We start from the raw sequence: 19,998 nt of genomic DNA, 5'->3' as shown, positions 1-19,998 counted from the left end.
TGGCCTCTTTTCATGGATTAGAGAAAACTTATTTATGAAACAGTCATATACTCTGCAGCCGCAGCCCATCCCGCGATCTGATCCCGAACCCGGACTGCTTCGCCGATGATGATGAGAGCCGGATTCATTAGGTTTGCATTCATAGCCACTTTATCCATTTCCTGAAGCACGCCTGTAATGACCCGCTGTCTTGACGTAGTACCGTTCTCTATGAGAGCAATAGGTGTCTCGCCGTCTTTGCCGGACTTCAGTAACTGTTCGCGTATGAAAGATAGCTGGCTGACTCCCATATAAATAATCAGTGTATCAACGCTATGGCTTAGAATATCCCAACGGACCGGCGGTTGATCTCCATGGCAGCGGCTTCCGGTTACACATGCGAAGGATGCCGAAACACCCCTGTGCGTCAGTGGTATTCCAGCTGCTGCTGCAGCCCCTGATGCCGAAGTAATACCGGGTATGACTTCACATGCGATCCCCTGAGCTGCAAGTGATAAGAGCTCTTCCCCGCCTCTGCCGAAAATGAAAGGGTCGCCGCCTTTGAGGCGAACGACCTTGTTTCCACGTGCAGCATAGTGGATGATCATATCTTCAATTTGTTCCTGGGGCACAGAGTGAAGCCCCGGGGCTTTGCCGACATATATGAGTTCCGTTTCTTTCCTTGCATTCTCCAGAAGCGCTCTGTTCACAAGGCGGTCATACAGAATGACATCTGCGGATTGAATCCGTTTCAGCGCCTTTACTGTAATGAGATCAGGATCACCGGGACCAGCGCCTACAATCGATACCCATCCGCCGCTCATGACGCTTTCTCTCCAATGTAAACATACAGCAGTCCGGTTTCACTGTCGACTTCCGTTGTGTAGGTGGTCACACAGCCGTCATCAGGCTCCTCTACTTTTCCTGAGGCCAGGTCAATTCTCCAGTCGTGCAGCGGGCAATGAACCCTGGATCCGCACACCATCCCTTCAGATAACTTTCCATTCTTGTGCGGGCAGCGGTTCTCCACAGCAAGCACCTCTCCGCCCGTAAGGCGGAACACGGCTATTTCCAGTTGATCGACCGTAAGAGTACGGGCCCCTTTTACATCGATATCCTCCAATTTTCCAACGAGCAGTCTAGTCATTTTGGGGAACCTCCTTGTGATACAAGCTGATCCTTTGCGAGAGGGGTGAAATTTTTACGCAAATCATCGTTTTCAATAATTTCTCTCCAAGGGTCCGTTGTGTGCTTAAGAGTCGTTTCTATACGTTCCACAAGTGCCAGTCGGTCCTCCCTCTTCTCGAGCGCTTTCTTGACGCTGTCTAAGCCTACCCGCTCAATCCATACCGATGTTCTCTCGTTCCATGCCGCATGTTCACGATAGTATTGCAGGAAAGCGCTGCTCCATTCAAGTACTTCGTCTTCGGTCTTTACGACGCACAGCAGTTCTGTAGCTCTAACATGGACGCCGCCGTTTCCTCCGACATGCAGCTCCCAACCACCGTCAATGGCGACTACGCCAAAGTCTTTAATCGTAGCTTCCGCGCAATTGCGGGGACAGCCTGAGACGGCAAGCTTCACCTTTGCCGGGGTATTTAAACGTTCGAACGCTTTCTCAAGCCGGATTCCCATCCCAATGGAATCCTGCGTGCCGAACCGGCAGAATGTCGAGCCGACACAGGTTTTCACGGTGCGTAGCGCTTTTCCATAGGCATGGCCGGACGGCATATCCAAGTCCTCCCACATGGCCGGAAGGTCTTCCTTCTTGACACCGAGGAGATCAAGGCGTTGGCCTCCTGTAATCTTCACCATCGGAACATCATATTTTTCTGCAATCGCAGCGATTTTTTTCAATTCGCCAGGAGAGGTAACTCCTCCATAAATCCGAGGTACGACCGAATAGGTTCCGTCTTTCTGGATATTGGCGTGATAGCGCTCATTCGTAAATCGGGATTCCTTTTCGTCTGTATACTCTTCAGGCCAGAGCATGCCCAGATAATAATTTAATGAGGGCCTGCATTTGGAACAGCCTTCCGGCTCCCTCCACTCCAGAACATTCATGACCTCTCGGACGCTCTTTAATCCCATACGCTTCATTTCTGCGACAATCTCGTCCCTGGAAAGAGGCGTACATCCGCAGATTCCTTCCCTGACCGCTTCAGCAGCGCTATTTTCCGCATAGAGCCGCACCAGACTTTCCACATCCGGTTTACATCCTCCACAGGAACCCGATGCTTTCGTACAAGCTTTCACAGAGGATACAGTAGAGCAGCCCTTATTTCGGATCGCATCCAGAATAACCGCTTTGGACACGCCGTTGCATCCGCAGACGATTTCATCCTCCGGCATCGTTTCCATTTTGGCATCCGGGGAGGCCGGCGCTCCGCCTGGTGTGAAGCCAAGCAGTACTTCCTTCTCTCTGCCCTCAACGGATTCCCCTTTGCGCATCATCGAAAACAGAGATGCTCCTGCCGAGGTGTCGCCGAACAGAACCGCTCCAACTAGCTTGCCTTCTTTGATGACGATTTTTTTGTATATCCCCTCGACGTCATCCTGCAGTCGCAGCGACTTCGCTTCAGGGGAATCATGAAAATCACCGGCTGAGAATACATTCACACCTGAAACCTTGAGTTTAGTTGAAGTCACGGATCCCTGGTACCCTTCTGTTCCAATTCCCGCAAGCTGTTTGGCAAGCACATCGCCTTGTTCGTATAACGGGGCAACCAATCCATAGGCGATTCCCCTGTGTTCTGCGCATTCACCGACAGCATAAACATCCGGAATACTCGTTTCCAGGTAATCGTTGACTACAATACCGCGGTTGACCTCAATTCCCGATATTTTAGCCAGCTGCACATTAGGCCGAATTCCAACCGCCATGACCACCAGATCAGCTTCAAGTTCAGTACCGTCTGTAAAAGCGAGTGATTTTACCCGTTTTCTGCCGGTAATAGAGGTCGTATGTTTGTTCAGCAAAAATTTCATTCCTTGTGCTTCCAGCTCTTTTTGAAGGAGCTTTGATGCCGGTTCATCAAGCTGGCGTTCCATAAGATAATTCTGGACATGGATTACCGAAACTTCCATACCCAAGTGAAGCAGGCCTCTGGCCGCTTCAATTCCGAGCAGCCCCCCGCCAATCACGGCCGCTTTCTTGTACTTTTGGGAGGCGGATATCATCGTTTCGCAATCCTTCATATCCCGGAACGCAATTACCCCTTCTTTATCCGCACCTGGCAGCGGCAGAATGAACGGATTCGATCCGGTAGCAAGAATCAGCTTATCATATGGCACTTCCGTACCCTTATCGGAGCGAACCGTTCGCCCTGTCGTATCGATCTGAGTTACCGTCTCTCCGGTAAATAAACGGATGCCATTCTCTTGATACCAATTCCAATCATTAATCACAATTTCCTTCATATCCGCCCCTCCGGCCAATACCGAAGAAAGCATAATGCGGTTGTAATTCGGATGCGGTTCCGATCCGAAAATGGTGATTTCATACTTGTCAGGAGCCAGCTTGAGCAGATGTTCGACCGCCCTGACACCCGCCATACCATTCCCGATTAACACCAGCTGTTTGCGCTCACTCATCCGAGACCTCTCCTCTCTTAATCAAGAAAATAATAAAAGCCCGCTTACCTTACCCTAGAGAACAGTCGTCCCTAAGGAAGGTAAGCAGGCTTCATTGCCGCTTAGTTGGATACGCCATTGTATCCGATTCAGTTATATTGAAAATATACAATGGACTTCAGTTGTTGTCAACATAGTTTACATAAAATGAAGTGAATTAGGCGCAAATTCGATGGATTCTTCAAATTGATGTTACATAAGTTTACTTCAATCTTCTTTCTCATTCTCGTACCATGGGTTAATGTGAACCAGCACTTCTTCAATATCCGAAAATTGCTCTTTTAAAGCGGTTTTTAGTTTTCGCGATATATCGTGGCCTTCTTGAATCGTTAAAGTGGCGTCAATTCCCACCCGAACATCAACAATGACATAGTGGCCGTGCTCCCGGGCGCGAATGCGGTCAATCCGTTTGATTTCAGGAATGGCCTCGATCCTCTGAGTATAGGCTTGAATGGTTTCCAGCGGTACGCTCTTTTCCATCAGCACGTCCAGCGCTTCCTTCGCCATCTCATAGGAAAGCTTAAGCACCAGCAGCGCTACAATAATACCGGCAACGGGATCCCCGTACTGGAGGATACGGATATCGTACACTTGTGCGATCAGGCCGAGCCCAATCCCCACTACGGCGGCTCCGGAGGCGTAAACGTCAGCCAAATGATCTTTAGCAGTAGCTATGAGACCTTTGCTGTTCGCTTCCCTGCCGATACGCATCGTATAAATATATAAAGTTTGTTTCCATACCAGTGATACAACAGCTGCAATAAACGCAATCCAGTGCGGCTCGCCAAAAGGTTCGAATAACGCGGCAACCGCTTCATATCCGATATAGACAGCAGCCAACGCTAAAATCCCTGCTACAATGGCAGCTCCTACAACTTCGGCTTTCCCGTGCCCATAGGGGTGATCTTCATCGGGTGGAAGTTTTGAAATACGCATGGAGCTTAAGGATGCGGCCGATGCGATGACATCCCCTGCATTATGAATCCCGTCCGCCAAAAGCACGGGGCTGTTAAACAGAAATCCGGTTACGATCTTAATCCCGGTCAAAAGAATATTGCTGATCAGACTGATCCATGCGGCGTAAATTGAACTTTTGTAGCTGTCTTTCAATTTTTGTTCCTCCATCCATGTTTGTTGCGTTTAGGAAACAAAAAAACCTCGACCGGTTAGGGTCAAGGTTCCATATGAATACGATCTATAATCAAAGCGCTGCTTCCAATTCCTCATGTTCTCCACCACCACACCTTTTAAGACAGTTCCATAATGGTAGCATATGCAGTTCAATTAGTAAACAGAGTCTGCGCGCAACATTGAGAAAGTTCTTATGCCTTCTGCCCTAAAGATAAGCGGAGATCAGTTGGTCCCTCCGGCATAAGGATCCGAGGTCGCTGCAGCAGCTTTCCTTCTGCCCGATCGTCCACCCGGCCATGCGGGTTCCGATCCGGACAGCGTCCGATAAAGGTGCGCCCCAGAGCAGACCCGCTACTGTTCCCGAGAAAAAGGCATCCCCCGCTCCGCTGCTGTCGACGAGCTTAACCCTTTCCGCAGGCTGAAAGCCGCTTACGCCGGTTTCTGTATTGCAATAAACGGAACCGGCCTCACCGAGTGTAACGACCATATAACGGATCGCGTGTTTCTTTGCAAAATCTAACAATAAACATTCAAGGGCTCCTTGCTCCAAACCTTTGAGGTCGGACACCCCAATAAGCCGTTCAGCCTCCAACTCATTGCAGATAAAGCATTCGAGTCCATCCAGCACATCAGGATGCGCCTGAATCACGCTGAAATTACTGGGAAGCCCATAGACGGGCTTGTTTAGTTTATGTGCGATTTTGCGTATATTTCGGGTCAATGTTTCGTTTAAATCCATGACTAATACGACATGAGTCGAATCGGAGATGATTGCTTCCCCTCGTTCGTCAATCAGCTGCTCCAACCCGGATAAATCGGGCATGTCCGATATAGAGCCTATCAAACGGCCGGTCTCATCCAATATGGCCATCCACAATCCCATTCCGCGTTCTTTCATATACACAATATGTTCCGTCGAGGCACCGCAGTTTTGAAGATGTTCTACAACGTCCCTTCCGGTACCGTCGGAATTCACAGTTGTAGCCATACCGGCTGTGAGCCCGATACGGGATAAATTCTCTGTTACGTTCCTCCCGACTCCGCCATGTATAAGCCGGACGGAACCGATATTTTTTCCTTCGGGTATATAACGGGTTTCAGCAAAACCTTTACAATCTATAAGAACTGTGCCGATTACGATGATGTTGTGTTTCATATGGACTCCTTCTATTGTTAATTTGCGTTTGTAGTCTTACTTTAGGTATCATAAGCTACATTAGTCAAGTTGAGGAGGTACATTTTTATGAAAGCTTTAGTATTGCCTGCACCAGGGAAGCCGGATACGCTGTTCATGTCCGAACTTCCGGTTCCGGAACCCGGACCCGGAGAGGTAAGAATTAAGGTGCGCGCAGCATCTTTAAATCCTGTGGATTATAAAGTGGCTGCGGGCGGACATCCGAAATGGACTTATCCATTTGTGCTGGGCGTTGATGTGGAAATGATGCTCAACGGAAAACTAACATCGATGGTCACTCAAGTGATCCCGTTACATGAAGTCCCCCAAGCCCTGACAGCCCTTTCGCAAAGACATGTCCGGGGAAAAATCGTGGCTGAACTATAAGCTTGCTTAACATCATAAAGGAGCTGCTATGACCGAGGAACTTGTAAAGATTACAATAGAATTGCCTAAAAGTGCGGTTGAAAAGATTCATGAACTGGATACGGATCTTCAACGGGGAATTTGGAAATCTGTTACAGCATGGTCTGCGATCAGGCGTTCGGTATACGAATTAAAATGGTATTTTGACGAAAATGAATGGTACTTTCTTTTTGAAATCGTGAAAGAATCCGGAATGTACTACGATACAGTACTTGATAATTATATTACTTCCATTGCTATGGACGGTATGCTTGATTTGGAACAACTTGAAGCAGACTTTAGTGTAGACAGCAACGTTTTTGATAACAAGGTTTCAAAATTGGGCACAGGCCAATCTATCGCATTATTGGAATGGATACACCATTATTGGACTCATAAAGAACAAGAAGGTCTGTCCGTGAAAGAATATATTCGCCCGATGATAGAACAGTCGGATAGGGAACGGTATAACGAAAAACTGCTTTCAATCATGGAAGAACATAAAGAACTGGGGGAAGCCGCGGTAAACAAAGCCCTAAATGAAAACGAGGAACTACTCAGGCTTCGCAATAAGGCGATTGAGCCGTTCATCGGGAAACGCCCTGCGTCTGGGTGATTTTTGTTACAAGTTTAAAAAGCTACAGGTAACCTTCCCGGTTGCACTGTAGCTTTTTTAGTAACATGACATGGTTCGACCCTATAATTAACACAATTAAACAAATGATTCATGTCATTAACTATTTAATTTATGTTCTTATTTATTAATCTCATTAATTATTTATTTCATATATTTGTATAGGAATTCCTGGTACGTATTCATTGATTGAAATTCGACCACAATATTGCGGCCGGACAAGCTTGCTTTGATCTTCACTGGCCGTTGATATGGATTCTGGAACCGGAAATCCAAGGAACCGTATGCGATCGTGGCATCTTTGCCTGCAGGCACATAGCCGACGGTCTTGCTGTGATGATGGCGCTCCAGTGTTACCATCCCCGCTTTTGCCGCCGAGTTATACAAAGTAGTGGATACTTGGCATATGCCTCCCCCGTAACCCGTGCTGAACTTTCCGTTCACAATCACTTTGGCCTTCTTCCATCCATCCTTGGCTAAATTGGAATTGCCTACGGTTTGATTGAAGGAGAACGATTTGGACGCTTCTACGATCGTTCCGTTCAGCTTCGCGACAGCCAGCTGGATGTTATGATACCCGCCGTCTCCCTTGTAATACGGTGTTTGTACTGTAAATTTGGAAATGTTCGTACCAGTGCTTTTCTTCAAGAAGGCCTTGTACTGCTGGCTTGCACTTGCGATGGAAGCGGAAGCCGTAGTTGACGCTGCCTCGGCGTGCGGAATGCCGCCGCTCCAGGTTAAGGCGGCCGCCAGAGTAAGCAGAATCATTGGTTTTTTCATGTAAGTATCCCCTTTTCGGATCTGAATAAGTTCTAGTTGATATCTTTATCTTATTCAGCCGCTGTATCGGGATGATATCGGAGTTGTTTCCAACTTGTAAAACATGAAAGGCTCTTATCCCGCAGGACAAGAGCCTTCTTCCCCGTATTTAGATCACTCTAATCAAAATGATACACTAGAACACTCCAATCCAGTTGAAAATCCCAATCCAGATAAACACCGGATGGATGCTTTCCCAACAACTTGGCAATCATCAAATGGTTGTCGAAGTAAGCTTTTTCCAAGGATCGCTTGGAGATTCTTAACGTATCTTGAAAACCCAGCTTTATCAGCTCTTTCTCAATCTGGATTAAAAACCCTTGTCTAATGATAATGAAATGGGAAGGGTCCGCCCAAAACGAAAATACCTTTTCCGGCAGTTTCTCTACATCCTTGGTGATGATATTGGTCTCCAAATGCACTTCTGCTTTCTTAGGGTACATGTTATCGAGCGAAACAGGATCCTTCAATAGAACGGTCAGGCAGGCAGAGCGGTTCTCCGGGTACCAGTCAAAAAAGATAGGCGTATTCTTCAGATTCGTTACTTCTGTAACATATTCTGCTACCTTAGGGACAACCGATGTGAACATGGGTACCCTGATTTCGGTATACTCATCTCCAACCATCGTGTACGGAAGCATGAAATTTCTCATATAGACCAGTAAATAGTCCCCATCATCCTTTATTTCCAGAACCTGCGGTTCGGTATTGAAGGTATGTAATAACACCTCACGAACAAGTTTTGTAACCCTCTCTACATCCCTCGCCATATGCAGACCTCCTCTTTTATTAAATCATAACCAAAAAGATGGAGATTCAACATGGAATCCGAAATGAAAAAACCGCATTTTGCGGTTTCGCATTACAATGCGGTTGATTTACTGTCTTTATTTCCTTACGTACAGCTTAGGGTCAATATCCTTCCAAAGGTAAGCCCGATCGTAAGAAAACGTATCGGTTACAATGCCGCGGTACAACAAATAACTGAAAATATAAACAATAGCAAACAACGCAAGAGTACAGCCAATGAAAGATAACATGCCGACACCGCCTTACGAGTAGGGTAGTATCAGCATATGTGTCAAATATGTGAAATATGAAAAACCGCGCATTAGCGCGGTCCATTAATAAGGTGTACCTAAGCCGTCCAATTGCATTTGAGAAATGTGCTTGCTGGTTTCCGGTGTACCCAACTTACCGATCAAATTGTAGATTTCCTTCAGTGCAGCGTCATATCCGTCATTATCTTCGTCTAGATGGTAAGGAACGGCAGGGATATGCGTCCGAAAGAAGGTGCCGTCATCGTACTCCCTTTTGATTTCGAACAGCTCATAAAGCATCTCTAGATCTTCGGGAGTTGCCTGGATTTCGAATTCATAGGCACCTGCACCTTGGTTCTCAAGTACCGTGGATGCTTGTACCGATACATAATACGTCTTTTTATCCATTCTCCTCAGCCCCCGAAGACATAAATTAAGAGGAATGCCACAATGAAAATCACAATCAGCGGTAAAACAGTTGTTAACAATACGGGATTCGCGATGATTTTATGACGGCTGACCATTTTATCCACACTCTTGTCGAACTTCCCTTGTCTCGTATGCAGGTAGATGTTCATCGCGATGACGACACCGGCCGCTATAATGCCAACAATCAACAAAATCGTTCCACTCACAAAGTCAGCTCCCTTACCCGGTATTTCGGGCTTGCACCTTCTTTATAAGTAAGGTTTGTTAAAGGGGAGCGTTTCATACACATTTATTTGTCCGTTAAAAACAATACCTTAAATTCCGGATTCGGCTCTGGATATTGCAAGTCCATAGCACGCAAGGTCTGTACTGCCAGTTTGAGCACCGCATAATCCCTGTACCAGCGCTGATCGGATGGGACAATATACCAAGGGGCATGTTTGCCGCAGTTTGTAAACACATCCTCATAATACCTTTGATATTCATCCCATGCCTCCCTCTCCACAAGGTCGTTAGGATCAAACTTCCAATTTTTCTCCGGACGGTCAACCCTGTCCTTCAGCTTCTCCAGTTGAAACTGCTTGGAAATGTGCAAAAAGATTTTCACCAGTACGATTCCATTGTCTGTTATGAGCTTTTCAAAATGGTTAATATGCTTAAATAAAGATTTCGCCTGTTTGTCTGAAACTTCTTTATGCACTCTGCGAATCAAAACCTCCTCATAATATGATCGGTTAAAAGCGCCCACATAGCCGTATGCCGGCAGCTTCTGGTGCGCGCGCCATAAGAAATCATGGCTCCGTTCCTCCTCTGTCGGAGCCTTAAAGCTATGCATCACAAGTCCTGCAGGATTCAACGCGGAAAACACATGGTGGATTACCCCGTCTTTCCCGCTGCAGTCCATCCCTTGAAACAGAAAGAGAACGGCCTTCTTCTTACCGGCATACAATTTATCCTGAAGCTCCTCCAGTTCCTCTTCGAGCTTTTTCACTTCTTCTGCAACATCCGTTTTGGATCCGATGCCGCCTGTATCTTTAGGATCAATGCTGCTAAGCGCCGTTCGTCCGCCGACGGGCAGGTCCAATTTGGTTCTTTTCATCAGTGTTTCCTCCCTGCTTCTTGGTTACCATACCTCTTAACCTGATATGAACAAATCGAACATTGAACTTACATAGAACGACAACAGTGAGGAAAACTAGGGTTATGATGAACTACTTTCGTTTTCTATGTGCCATCTGTTTCGTCGGATTGCTGGTAGTCACTTCACAAGACAGTTTGGGGGCGCACCCTAAGCATAGAGGGGGATGGGAACCGGAGGTTTCCAGCCTGTTGTCGAAATACGGAAATTCTTTGCCGAAACAAAACGTAATATTTTGCGGCAGTTCCAGCATCAAAGGATGGAAGACGCTGGAACGGGATATGCTTCCGATTCGTGTAATCAATCACGGATTCGGAGGAACTAAAGTTCACGATATCACTGCCTATGCTCACCGTCTAATTACTCCGTTTGAGCCTTCGGCTGTAGTTTTATTTGCCGGTTCTAACGATTTGAACGGAGTTCCGGGAAAAACGCGGACTGCGCCACAAGTATATATGGATACGGTTGCCCTTTTTTCGGTTTTGCAAACCGATTTGCCGGGCGTTCCTGTTTATTATATTTCCATCACACCCACTCCCTTACGCTGGCATGTTTGGAACGATATTAAGCAGGCTAATCATATGACTCAAAACTACTGTTTCATGCATAAAGGGCTAAACTATATTGACCTGGCCGGCAAAATGATGGCCACTTCCGGGATACCTGATGCGTCATTGTATAAACCCGATGGATTGCATCCGAATGCGGGTGGATACAGGGTTTGGACCTCCGTAATCCGGCCAAGGCTGATGCAGGATCTTCTCCGCCTTGCACAATAGAATATATGATAACAGCAAAAGACCCCCTGTTCCGTTTTCCGGAAAGGGGGTATCCTTATGTCCATGCCCAAAAGAAACCGTCGCGGTCCCATGCGACACGTCCTTTATGCAGCTTCTTAAACCGTTTCTTTACTTCTTTATCAATGGAGCGGTTGCCGTTCTCATTTACGTAAATAAATGACTCGCCGTACGATATAAGAATATGCTCCAATACCTCTTCCTGCCTTAATATACCTGCGTATTCGACCTTTCGGTACATCCACTCGGCAATTTCCTGTTGCACACTTTCCATGTTACTCTCCTTATTCCTTATACCTTATTCTGTTCCGAAGTTTACTTAGTTAGGCTCCAGTTGGGCAGATGCCTGCTTTCCGCTGATCTGCAATCCTGTCTGGGGTTTTCCGAACTGCCGCAAGTCTTTTATCATGGTTTCCAACAGCTGTTTCGCCCGATCCTGCTGTTTACCCTGTAGTTTCACGACTAGCAATACCTGATCACCCGATGTAAGAAGACGTTCAGCTTGTCCTTTCTTCGTATCATAATCATGCTCTTCAATCGCAGGTGTAAGCCGGATCTCTTTCACTTTAGGAGCAACTTGCTTCTTTCGCTCCTGTTGAGCTTCCGCTTTGGCCTGCCCCCTCCCCATCAGCTTACAAGGAGGAGGGCTTGACATCAAAGAAGTGCATACCAAATCCGCTTTCTCTATCCTAGCCAGAGCCAGCGCTTCCGACGTAGGCATAATGCCGAGGACCTCGCCATTCAGGCCGGTCAGAAGCACTTCACTGGCTTTAATCTTTTCGTTCATCATTATCATGTACTGTTAAGTTCCTTCCTTACCCTATCGCGTTCTCCTGTTTGAGTTTCGCTTTTCCTTCGGGGATTAAGTCGTCAAACCATTCAGCATGTTCGGGGCATTCCATGATCATAAAACGGCCGGGATCCCCCTGGTGTGATTCATAATATTTCAGGTAGGCTTTACCGTTTTCTATAGCCAAAATTTCAATTTTTCCGGTCGCATGGCTCATGGATAACCGTACACGCTTCCCTAAACCGGAAGTCCGTGATTTCGCCTTTTCCACGATACGATAGATCTTCTGTAAGGTTAGGCCGCCTTCCGAATGAGCCGGAACCGGCCTGTTAACGGAGAAATAATCAGGTGATAGTCCCGCCCATGTTAACTTGTCTAGCAGTTCCGATAACACTTCTGCACGATCATTGATTCCCTGTAACAGGGTCGTATGATTCACCAGAATGGCGCCCGCATCATGCAAAGCCCGAAAAGCCCGTTTCGATTCCGGGGTAATCTCTTTAGGATGGTGGATATGTGCCATAATATAGATTCGTTTATCCGGCGTGGAATAATCATGGATTGCATCCAGCAGTTCCATAGCTTCGCATATGCGAAGCGGATCAAATATTGGAAGCTTGGTACCGAGACGGATAATATTAACATGCTCCATATCGCGCAGTTTGCCAAGAATGTAACGCAGCCGTTCTGCCGGCAATGCAAGACCGTCCCCTCCGGTCAGCCAGACCGTATCGATTTCGGGATGCTCTGAAATATAACGAAGTCCCGGCTCTACATCGGAAAGCCCGTCGTTAGGGTTTTTGCGAAGCAAATGCTTCCGGAAACAATATCGGCAGTAAGGATTGCATACTTCGGCAACCATCAGTTGCGCAGTAGTTTCATACTTATGGCGCACGCCCGGGACTACGCTGTACCGGTTCGCATCGCCGGCAGCTTGCAATTCATGCTCCAACAGCTCTGCTCTTCCTGGTATGACCAGCCTACGGATAGGGTCACCGGGATCGTTCCAATTCGCCAGCTTCATGTAATAGTCATTCATCCGGAAAGGAAACGTATCCGTCATCTGCTTCAACCGAGCCCGTTCCGGCTCAGTTATCATCGTTAACTGTCCCACATCAGTATAATATTTGGATGTCGTCATGGCATAAGCCTCCTTCTTAAGCTGGAGTAAGGAATGGGTCAAGGAAACAACAAAAAAGACCCTTCCGTTCAAAGGGTCTGTTGATTGAATGCCTGATGCATACACGACCCACCTAACGCTGACGAGGTTAGCTGACGGACTCGGGTAAGATGGTACCCTACATTCGCTAATGAATGATTCGCCCCAGAAACATTGGTTCCCCCGCTTTCCGACCGAAACCGGAAACTAAGCGTATCTACATGATAAAGGCATTGGCGATCATTGTCAATTGCCGGAAGGCCTAAGGTTTTTGCCGGAATCCGTCGAAAAGTTTCTGAATCAGATCCCAGTAATTGACAACATTTTCAAGACGGTTCCGATATAATTTACGTTACGACAAACATGATCCTCTATGAAAGGAAGTTTTCATCCGATGATTGATAGATTTACAAATAAGCTGCTGCAAATTGAAACAGAATGCCTCAACCCTCAGGATGCCATTTTAATCCGCTTATTTCTAGAGGGCGTTGAAATCCACGAAGTCATTTATTTAAAGAAAAACTCGCTGAATCCAATGACCGGGATGCTGACGGTAACGGATGCAACCGGACGGAAACGGTGCCTTCAAGTAAGCCGTAAATGCGTGGAATTATATCAAAGGGCTGTGCAGCAAGCTTTTTACGTTTTCGAAACCAAAACGCTGATTGTCCCTCTTATGGATTCAGCCTACCTGATAAAAGCAAGCGTCACAGATTATACGGCTCATGAAAGGATGCTTGACCAGATGGACACCGTAATTCTTAGAACGGTAGATGAACGCCTGCGCAACTTGGCGGAAATATATAATTGCCCGGACTTAACCTATCTTCCGACCGGGATTACGGCGGGCTGCTAAAGCAGCCCTTTTTTTTATTCATCTAATCATTGGCGCATTTTTGCTATCTGGCTTTCTCCTTAGATGTGAACAGGCGGCTTAAATGGACTCCCCTGCGCACGAACGTTTCCTTGTCCCCCTCGGTCTGGAGGTGAACAAACAAGTCCGTAATCCATTTGGATATGAAAAGGACAGCAAGATAGGAAAGGAACAGATAGAAATAATTCATTCCATTATACAAGCGGAACAGATTAAAATTAACCAAAGCAGGTTTTAGCAAAAAGGAGTTAAACAATGAGTAGAAGATCATGTATTTGTAAAAATTTTTATGGTGATTCAGTGTCCACTGATAGAGCAGCATAGCGCTGACAGGGATCAAGGAAATATCCAAAGCGACGTTGATAGGCAAGAAAGGCAGCACTTTATACGGATAATTCCAAAGTCCATGCGTTACGCCGTACGTATCTGCGTATTGGAACCATACATGCACATTCAAGCCAAAGAAGCCCATCCATAACGCTTTTTTACGGTCCAAATAATAATACAAGCATACTAACGGTACCACAATTAACAGTAAGAGTACCCAGAACTGCCAAGTGCTCATATTTGAATAAGACCACCAATAATGCATTGTCTTTACAGTAGCTTGTTCATGTAGAGCATTGATTTTCTCCAGTGTTTCCGTTTGCTTCGGATTCATGGTATTCCCCCTTTGGTTTTACCCGTAGGGTCCCCAATTCTATCCAGGAATACTCGGAATGAACCTAGCCTTACTGTTCTAAAAAAGATATGATCCCGCCGTATTCAGGGGGCAAACATCCCTGCACGCCGCCGCATATGTTATAGCAGAATTCTATTACTCCTTGACGGAGGTGCGGTATGGGAATAGAGCTGATCTCATTGCACTGGGTCTATCTCGCTGTCGTAATGCTGCTGATTGGCTGCATGATAGCCAGAAGAGACACAACGCTGTTATGTATCGGAGGCATTTTTCTTGTAGGATTTTTAGCAACGGACTCGCTTGCTGATTCAGTTAGCGGTATTTTCACCAGCTTTATTTATGCCATTAAGGAATTAATGAGTACAATATTCATTATTTCTGTAATCGTTGCCATGAGCAGCGTATTAACGAAAAGCGGAATCAACGAGGTTATGATTTCACCATTTACCCGCTTTATGCGTACACCTGCCTTAGCGTATTGGACAATCGGGCTGGTCATGATGGTCATCTCGTGGTTTTTCTGGCCTTCGCCTGCAGTAGCCTTGATTGGTGTAGTGCTCTTGCCGGCTGCCATGCGGGTGGGGCTGTCGCCTATTGCTGTTGCGGTTGCTATGAACCTGTTCGGGCATGGCATCGCGCTTTCGGGGGATTACGTCATACAAGCCGCTCCCAAATTGACCGCGGATGCAGCCGGTATTCCTGTCGGCGATGTCATTTCAGCAAGCATTCCTCTGGTGATCATCATGGGAGCAGTTACTACGGTTGCGGCATTCTGGTTCATGAAGAAAGACATGAAAATGAGCGGCGCACAAGCTGCTACCTTCAACTTGACGAAATGGAACAGCGAGGAAGGCCCGGAGTCTAATGAAACCTTTACTTCTCTATCCTTACGGGCCCGGAAATGGATGGCAGCTCTGATAGTTCTCCTCCTTGCCGCGGATGTTGCAGCAATGTATACCTTGGATTTGCAGGGCGGAGATGCGACAGCTTTGCTAGGAGGGACATCGATCCTCATCCTTGTTGCCGTTACATTGCTTATCCACCGCAATCAAGGTCTAGAAAAAATTACGGACTATTTGATCCAGGGATTTCATTTCGGATTTAAGGTGTTCGGACCCGTAATCCCGATTGCGGCTTTCTTTTACTTGGGTGATTCGGCAATTTTCGAGATTTTCGGAAAAGTCCTTCCTGAAGGTTCAAATGGTATCGTTAACGACTTGGGTGTAGCTTTGGCCCATACAGTTCCAGTCAACGCGCCGACAGGAGCCATCACGCTTACAGCTGCCGGAGCGATTACCGGATTGGACGGGTCCGGATTTTCCGGCATCTCCTTGGTCGGTTCGATTGCGCATTTGTTCTCGGCAGCTATAGGCCACGGTATTGCTACCCTGACTGCGCTTGGTCAAATCGCAGCCATCTGGGTTGGCGGCGGGACGCTGATTCCCTGGGCCTTGATACCTGCCGCCGCGATCTGCGGAGTGAATCCGTTCGACGTTGCGCGCAAAAACTTGCTTCCTGTCTTAATCGGACTTGTAGTTACAACGATAGCGGCTATGTTTCTTATTTAGCCCTGCGTGAGATAACCGCTAATGTAATCTTTCGAAGAGGAGCGACCGCGTTCGAATGAAGGCTTATTCTCCAATAAGAAAGCCCGGTTTCGATTGCGAAAACTTATGCTTTCTTATGCGGTAAAACTAAAGGAACAGAATCAGCTTATGCTGACTCTGTTCCTTTTTTTGCTAAAACATGCTCCAATCCAGCTTTGACGACAACTGTTCCAACAAATGAACACCTGCCACGCTGTTCCCTTTGTCGTTTAAAGCCGGTCCAACCAACCCGATTCCATACGTACCAGGCACCATCGTTAAAATACCTCCCGAGACACCGCTTTTGGCAGGGAGCCCGACACCGATGGCGAATTCTCCCGAAGCATTATACATCCCGCAGGTAACCATAAATGTTTTGGCAATTTGAACATACCTTCGAGGAATGAGTGTTTCGCCGGTAAGCGGGTCCGTCCCGTTGCATGCCAACAACAACGCCATCCTGGCGACATCGCTGCAGGTCACCTCAATGGAACAATGCCTGAAATATACCTCAAGTATTTCTTCCACATCCCCGGTAAGTACCCCGTTATCTTTCAGGAAATAGGCCAGGGAACGGTTGCGGTGAGCAGAGTCTGCCTCAGAACGAAACACACTTTCCTCAACATCTATGGACGAATTCCCCGCTGACTTCCGGAAAAAGTCGAGTATCCGCTGGGATTTCTCCTTCGGGTTTTTCCCTTCTATTAATGAAGATATCGCGATCGCCCCCGCGTTAATAAGCGGATTGAAAGGAATGCCCGGTTCCACCAGCTCAAGCTTTAGCATGGAGTTAAAGTCGTCTCCGGTCGGTTCTTTCCCCACTTTGGTGAAAACTGCCTCTTCTCCCCTATCAAGTAATGCCAGCAAAAGTGTGAAAACCTTCGATATGCTTTGTAAAGTGAACTTGAGCTCAGTATCTCCTGCCGACGCTTGTTTGCCCGTCCGGTCCATAATACATACACCAAGGGCATGTTGCGGGGCTCGGGACAGCTCCGGAATATAGGATGCGACCTCACCCTGTACGGCTAGTTTCCTGCTGCTCTCCACAGCGTCCGGCAACAAGATTTGAATTTTTTCTAAAGGTAAAGTCAGTTTACACAACCCTCTTCCTGATGGTTACTAGATGTTTCTATTCTACCATAACGGTCTGAATTTGTTGCTTCCCGAACAGCAAAAAGCCGCATAAGTATGCGGCTGTCGCGCTTGCGTATGTTTATGAATGCAGGTGGACGGTATACTTGCATCGGTCTGATGAAAGCACCAGTCCCGATTCCGATTGCTGGGTTATTTCCGAACCGGTTAACGGCACTTCATAGACTCCGCCTGGAATCGGCTCCTGACTGGAAGCTGCGCTGATCGTCCCTGAACCAATAAGTAGTAACCGGTCCTTAGCTGTATAGCCATCGATTGTATCGGCATGAACCTGCTGTATACGATCCAAATAAAGCTGGACTTCATCGATATCACCATCTTCTTCTTTCCGGATCGTAATCTGACGATTCACGTTTCCGTCGAACCAGGCAACAACAGGTTCCCATGCTTCGTTCATATCCATTTCCTCCCCTGCTAATAATAGACATGCCATAATATAACCGCATTTATCTATTTTTAGTCAGAAGCATTCATTGAATCTTTCTATAGATGGATATCTGTTGAGTCTATGATATGAATCCCATAGCTTTGTGAAAGCTGTTGGAGAGCAGTTTCCACAGCCTGCTCGCTGCCTGGAATCGGACTCATGCAATCGTCGAGAACATAAAGTTTCTCCGTTACACTTCGGTCATTTGCATAGTGGCGTACAATTTGCTCTACAGACTCCAACACACAATGGGATTTCGCCTCGCCGGCAATATAGATCTTGTCATACATGGCCAATTGCTCCAAAAAGATTTGATTCTTGTCATGTACCGTTCCGTCCTCCTGATAAAAAGCTCCATACATTTCACTTGCGGCTTCCTTGCCTTTTTCAAGAATTACCGGGTTTGTCCCTCTGGCTGCAGCATGGAACATAACGAGATTCATCAGCTGTTGTTCAAGTTCCGCTCCCCTGGTTCCCTCAATGCAGTGATATGGCCAAATTCGAAGTTCCTTCTTGCCATATTTCTCTAATGTCTCCAAGTACCTTATACTTTGTTCTTGCTCAAATTGAGGAATCCATTTTCCTTGACGCACATCGTCCAAATGAATTACTGTAGTTACAGGCTCGGGGCTTTTCCCTTGAGCGTCTTTCCACCATGCCGGATGAAAAATCTGAACCAACGTATGTACATCTTTAGTAAGAGCTACTTGAGTCACTTTGTGAAGATTGCGGTAGAGAAACCGGGTTAAGCGTTCCACGTCTCCAATGGATCCGGGTACGGGTAGTGCTCCTGTTTCCATAAAATCGTATTGGGGATCGATGATTAGCAGCAGGGTTTGATTCTGATCCTCTTTTGCAGGTGGCAATTGTTCTGTTCGGGCGGCCTCTACAATCTCATTAAGGCTAAAAGCATTGTGCTTTGCGATGGCGTCCACCTGTACTATCGCTTCGAATGGGGTTCGTAAACTGTTCATTTAAGCCCTCCCTAATTTCTCATTCTTACTCTCATTTTATAGAAAAACGGCGGGCAAGTCATCTCAAGGCACTGGGGAATTGGTTATACTAGGATTAGCGTTTGTTTGGAGGGAAAATGATGAAAAAAAACCGCTTAGGCACATCGGATTTATTGATAAGTGAAATCGGGTTAGGCTGCATGTCGTTAGGAACCGATCAGGAAAAAGCATCCTCCATTATCCATAAGGCGTTAGAACTCGGTGTCAATTTTTTGGATACAGCAGATTTATATGACTCCGGCCGGAACGAAGAAATTGTCGGGGAAGCGATCCGCCATAAAAGGCAGGATGTAATCTTAGCCACAAAAGTTGGAAACCGCCGTATTCCCGGCAAAGAAGGCTGGCAGTGGGACCCTTCGAAAAAGTACATAAAGACGGCTGTTAAAGAAAGCCTGGCAAGGTTGAAGACGGATTATATAGACTTATATCAGCTGCATGGAGGAACCATCGAGGATCCTATTGATGAAACGATTGAGGCGTTCGAGGAATTGAAACAGGAAGGCGTGATCCGATATTACGGCATTTCCTCCATTCGTCCGAATGTAATCCGGGAATATACGAAACGCTCGTCAATTGTAAGCGTCATGAGCCAATACAGTATTCTTGACCGGCGGCCGGAGGAAAGTGTACTTCCGCTCCTTGGGGAGCACCAGATCAGTCTGATTGCCAGAGGACCGCTTGCCGGCGGCATATTGACAGAGGATAGCTGTGCTAAAGCGGAACGGCCTTATTTAGATTACAGTCCGGCGGAGTTAGCCTTGATCCAGGAGAAGCTGACGAATGGTCTGGACTGCTCCCGTACTTTGACACATACAGCCCTCCGTTATCCATTAGGTCATCCGTCGGTAGCCGCAATCATCCCCGGAGCAAGCAAGTTGGAACAGGTCGTTAGAAATGCTGCTGCTGCCGAAGCCGAGACTCTTACTGCTCAGGAACTTGAAATCATTCGGAGTTGGAGCAAACCCAACCGATATACGCTGCATAGATAGTGACTGTGATGAGTTCAAGTGAGTTCGTGCACAGTGGTATATGCTGCGCTGAGTCGGTACTAACGCAAAAAGAGACCTTAGAATCTAAGGTCTCTTCCTCGTGCTTGGCAACGTCCTACTCTCCCAGGACCCTGCGGTCCAAGTACC

The 19,998-nt window shown here is 46.9% G+C and carries 24 protein-coding genes and 1 riboswitch; of the genes, 7 read left to right on the top strand and 17 right to left on the bottom strand.

The features are described from left to right. Positions 1 to 32: 32 nt before the first annotated feature. The 5 genes from cobA to ACFSUF_RS20420 form a co-directional block, all read right to left on the bottom strand. On the bottom strand, positions 33 to 803 hold the full coding sequence (gene cobA / locus ACFSUF_RS20440) for a uroporphyrinogen-III C-methyltransferase (protein ID WP_377606045.1): 771 nt from the start codon (positions 801 to 803) through the stop codon (positions 33 to 35). After that, a complete protein-coding gene (gene nirD / locus ACFSUF_RS20435; RefSeq protein WP_377606043.1) occupies positions 800 to 1,126 on the bottom strand; it encodes a nitrite reductase small subunit NirD in 327 nt (108 codons plus the stop codon). Before nirD ends, cobA begins: the two co-directional genes overlap by 4 nt. Beyond that, on the bottom strand, positions 1,123 to 3,573 hold the full coding sequence (gene nirB, locus ACFSUF_RS20430; RefSeq protein WP_377606041.1) for a nitrite reductase large subunit NirB: 2,451 nt from the start codon (positions 3,571 to 3,573) through the stop codon (positions 1,123 to 1,125). Before nirB ends, nirD begins: the two co-directional genes overlap by 4 nt. A gap of 246 nt (positions 3,574 to 3,819) precedes the next feature. Further along, positions 3,820 to 4,737 (bottom strand): cation diffusion facilitator family transporter, encoded by a 918-nt coding sequence (locus ACFSUF_RS20425; RefSeq protein ID WP_377606038.1) that lies wholly within the window; start codon positions 4,735 to 4,737, stop codon positions 3,820 to 3,822. A gap of 211 nt (positions 4,738 to 4,948) precedes the next feature. Beyond that, positions 4,949 to 5,899, bottom strand: a complete 951-nt coding sequence (locus ACFSUF_RS20420) for a carbohydrate kinase family protein (protein WP_377606036.1) — start codon at positions 5,897 to 5,899, stop codon at positions 4,949 to 4,951. 87 nt (positions 5,900 to 5,986) lie between these two features. On the opposite strand from ACFSUF_RS20420, the gene ACFSUF_RS20415 reads away from it, so the two are divergent. Continuing rightward, a complete protein-coding gene (locus tag ACFSUF_RS20415; protein WP_377606034.1) occupies positions 5,987 to 6,304 on the top strand; it encodes an alcohol dehydrogenase catalytic domain-containing protein in 318 nt (105 codons plus the stop codon). A 28-nt stretch (positions 6,305 to 6,332) separates the two neighbouring features. Further along, positions 6,333 to 6,938, top strand: a complete 606-nt coding sequence (locus tag ACFSUF_RS20410; protein WP_377606032.1) for a hypothetical protein — start codon at positions 6,333 to 6,335, stop codon at positions 6,936 to 6,938. Between the two features lie 162 nt (positions 6,939 to 7,100). Here ACFSUF_RS20410 and ACFSUF_RS20405 read toward each other — a convergent pair whose 3' ends face one another. Continuing rightward, the gene (locus ACFSUF_RS20405) at positions 7,101 to 7,736 is read right to left on the bottom strand and encodes a VanW family protein (RefSeq protein ID WP_377606031.1); all 636 of its coding nucleotides are present in this window, start codon (positions 7,734 to 7,736) and stop codon (positions 7,101 to 7,103) included. Positions 7,737 to 7,894: 158 nt separating this feature from the next. Continuing rightward, positions 7,895 to 8,545 (bottom strand): hypothetical protein, encoded by a 651-nt coding sequence (locus ACFSUF_RS20400; RefSeq protein ID WP_377606029.1) that lies wholly within the window; start codon positions 8,543 to 8,545, stop codon positions 7,895 to 7,897. A gap of 51 nt (positions 8,546 to 8,596) precedes the next feature. Between ACFSUF_RS20400 and ACFSUF_RS20395 the strand changes: the two genes are divergently transcribed. Further along, complete coding sequence (locus tag ACFSUF_RS20395) at positions 8,597 to 8,812, top strand: hypothetical protein (RefSeq protein ID WP_377606027.1); 216 nt, start codon at positions 8,597 to 8,599, stop codon at positions 8,810 to 8,812. 87 nt (positions 8,813 to 8,899) lie between these two features. Here the strand turns inward: ACFSUF_RS20395 and ACFSUF_RS20390 are convergent, their stop codons facing one another. The 3 genes from ACFSUF_RS20390 to ACFSUF_RS20380 all read right to left on the bottom strand — a co-directional run bounded on the left by ACFSUF_RS20390 (position 8,900) and on the right by ACFSUF_RS20380 (position 10,343). Continuing rightward, positions 8,900 to 9,223: a hypothetical protein gene (locus tag ACFSUF_RS20390; protein WP_377606025.1), complete on the bottom strand. Its 324-nt coding sequence runs from the start codon at positions 9,221 to 9,223 to the stop codon at positions 8,900 to 8,902. Positions 9,224 to 9,228: 5 nt separating this feature from the next. Beyond that, a complete protein-coding gene (locus ACFSUF_RS20385; RefSeq protein ID WP_377606024.1) occupies positions 9,229 to 9,450 on the bottom strand; it encodes a hypothetical protein in 222 nt (73 codons plus the stop codon). An 83-nt stretch (positions 9,451 to 9,533) separates the two neighbouring features. Then, positions 9,534 to 10,343, bottom strand: coding sequence for a PPK2 family polyphosphate kinase (locus ACFSUF_RS20380; RefSeq protein ID WP_377606022.1), 810 nt, complete (start codon positions 10,341 to 10,343; stop codon positions 9,534 to 9,536). 104 nt (positions 10,344 to 10,447) lie between these two features. Between ACFSUF_RS20380 and ACFSUF_RS20375 the strand changes: the two genes are divergently transcribed. Next, positions 10,448 to 11,161: a GDSL-type esterase/lipase family protein gene (locus tag ACFSUF_RS20375; RefSeq protein ID WP_377606020.1), complete on the top strand. Its 714-nt coding sequence runs from the start codon at positions 10,448 to 10,450 to the stop codon at positions 11,159 to 11,161. A 55-nt stretch (positions 11,162 to 11,216) separates the two neighbouring features. On the opposite strand, the gene ACFSUF_RS20370 is transcribed toward ACFSUF_RS20375, so the two are convergent. Genes ACFSUF_RS20370 through ACFSUF_RS20360 form a run of 3 tightly spaced genes read right to left on the bottom strand, consistent with a single transcriptional unit; the run spans position 11,217 to position 13,110 of the window. Then, the gene (locus ACFSUF_RS20370; RefSeq protein ID WP_377606018.1) at positions 11,217 to 11,453 is read right to left on the bottom strand and encodes a DUF6953 family protein; all 237 of its coding nucleotides are present in this window, start codon (positions 11,451 to 11,453) and stop codon (positions 11,217 to 11,219) included. A gap of 45 nt (positions 11,454 to 11,498) precedes the next feature. Next, complete coding sequence (gene infC / locus ACFSUF_RS20365; RefSeq protein WP_377606017.1) at positions 11,499 to 11,975, bottom strand: translation initiation factor IF-3; 477 nt, start codon at positions 11,973 to 11,975, stop codon at positions 11,499 to 11,501. A gap of 19 nt (positions 11,976 to 11,994) precedes the next feature. Continuing rightward, the gene (locus ACFSUF_RS20360) at positions 11,995 to 13,110 is read right to left on the bottom strand and encodes a KamA family radical SAM protein (protein WP_377606015.1); all 1,116 of its coding nucleotides are present in this window, start codon (positions 13,108 to 13,110) and stop codon (positions 11,995 to 11,997) included. A gap of 100 nt (positions 13,111 to 13,210) precedes the next feature. Further along, a riboswitch (cyclic di-AMP (ydaO/yuaA leader) is annotated at positions 13,211 to 13,352 on the bottom strand. A 170-nt stretch (positions 13,353 to 13,522) separates the two neighbouring features. Here ACFSUF_RS20360 and ACFSUF_RS20355 point away from each other — a divergent pair. After that, positions 13,523 to 13,984 carry a hypothetical protein gene (locus ACFSUF_RS20355; RefSeq protein ID WP_377606013.1) on the top strand — a complete coding sequence of 154 codons (462 nt, stop codon included), beginning with the start codon at positions 13,523 to 13,525 and terminating at the stop codon, positions 13,982 to 13,984. Positions 13,985 to 14,027: 43 nt separating this feature from the next. On the opposite strand, the gene ACFSUF_RS20350 is transcribed toward ACFSUF_RS20355, so the two are convergent. Further along, positions 14,028 to 14,663 (bottom strand): CBO0543 family protein, encoded by a 636-nt coding sequence (locus tag ACFSUF_RS20350; protein ID WP_377606011.1) that lies wholly within the window; start codon positions 14,661 to 14,663, stop codon positions 14,028 to 14,030. A 179-nt stretch (positions 14,664 to 14,842) separates the two neighbouring features. On the opposite strand from ACFSUF_RS20350, the gene ACFSUF_RS20345 reads away from it, so the two are divergent. Continuing rightward, entirely contained in the window at positions 14,843 to 16,252 is a 1,410-nt protein-coding gene (locus ACFSUF_RS20345; protein ID WP_377606009.1) for a hypothetical protein, read from the top strand. Between the two features lie 171 nt (positions 16,253 to 16,423). Here ACFSUF_RS20345 and glsA read toward each other — a convergent pair whose 3' ends face one another. The 3 genes from glsA to ACFSUF_RS20330 form a co-directional block, all read right to left on the bottom strand. Beyond that, positions 16,424 to 17,362 (bottom strand): glutaminase A, encoded by a 939-nt coding sequence (glsA, locus tag ACFSUF_RS20340; RefSeq protein ID WP_377606249.1) that lies wholly within the window; start codon positions 17,360 to 17,362, stop codon positions 16,424 to 16,426. Between the two features lie 121 nt (positions 17,363 to 17,483). Next, positions 17,484 to 17,819, bottom strand: a complete 336-nt coding sequence (locus ACFSUF_RS20335) for a hypothetical protein (protein ID WP_377606007.1) — start codon at positions 17,817 to 17,819, stop codon at positions 17,484 to 17,486. A gap of 86 nt (positions 17,820 to 17,905) precedes the next feature. Continuing rightward, the gene (locus ACFSUF_RS20330) at positions 17,906 to 18,823 is read right to left on the bottom strand and encodes a hypothetical protein (protein ID WP_377606005.1); all 918 of its coding nucleotides are present in this window, start codon (positions 18,821 to 18,823) and stop codon (positions 17,906 to 17,908) included. A gap of 119 nt (positions 18,824 to 18,942) precedes the next feature. Here ACFSUF_RS20330 and ACFSUF_RS20325 point away from each other — a divergent pair, with 119 nt between their 5' ends. Beyond that, complete coding sequence (locus tag ACFSUF_RS20325) at positions 18,943 to 19,851, top strand: aldo/keto reductase (RefSeq protein ID WP_377606003.1); 909 nt, start codon at positions 18,943 to 18,945, stop codon at positions 19,849 to 19,851. The last annotated feature ends 147 nt before the right edge of the window (positions 19,852 to 19,998 follow it).

Source organism: Paenibacillus gansuensis, assembly GCF_042684925.1.
In the GTDB taxonomy this organism is placed as follows: Bacteria; Bacillota; Bacilli; order Paenibacillales; family DY6; genus Paenibacillus_N; species Paenibacillus_N gansuensis.
Note: the sequence above shows the minus strand (reverse complement) of the source record. Positions and strands in the feature narration are given on the sequence as shown.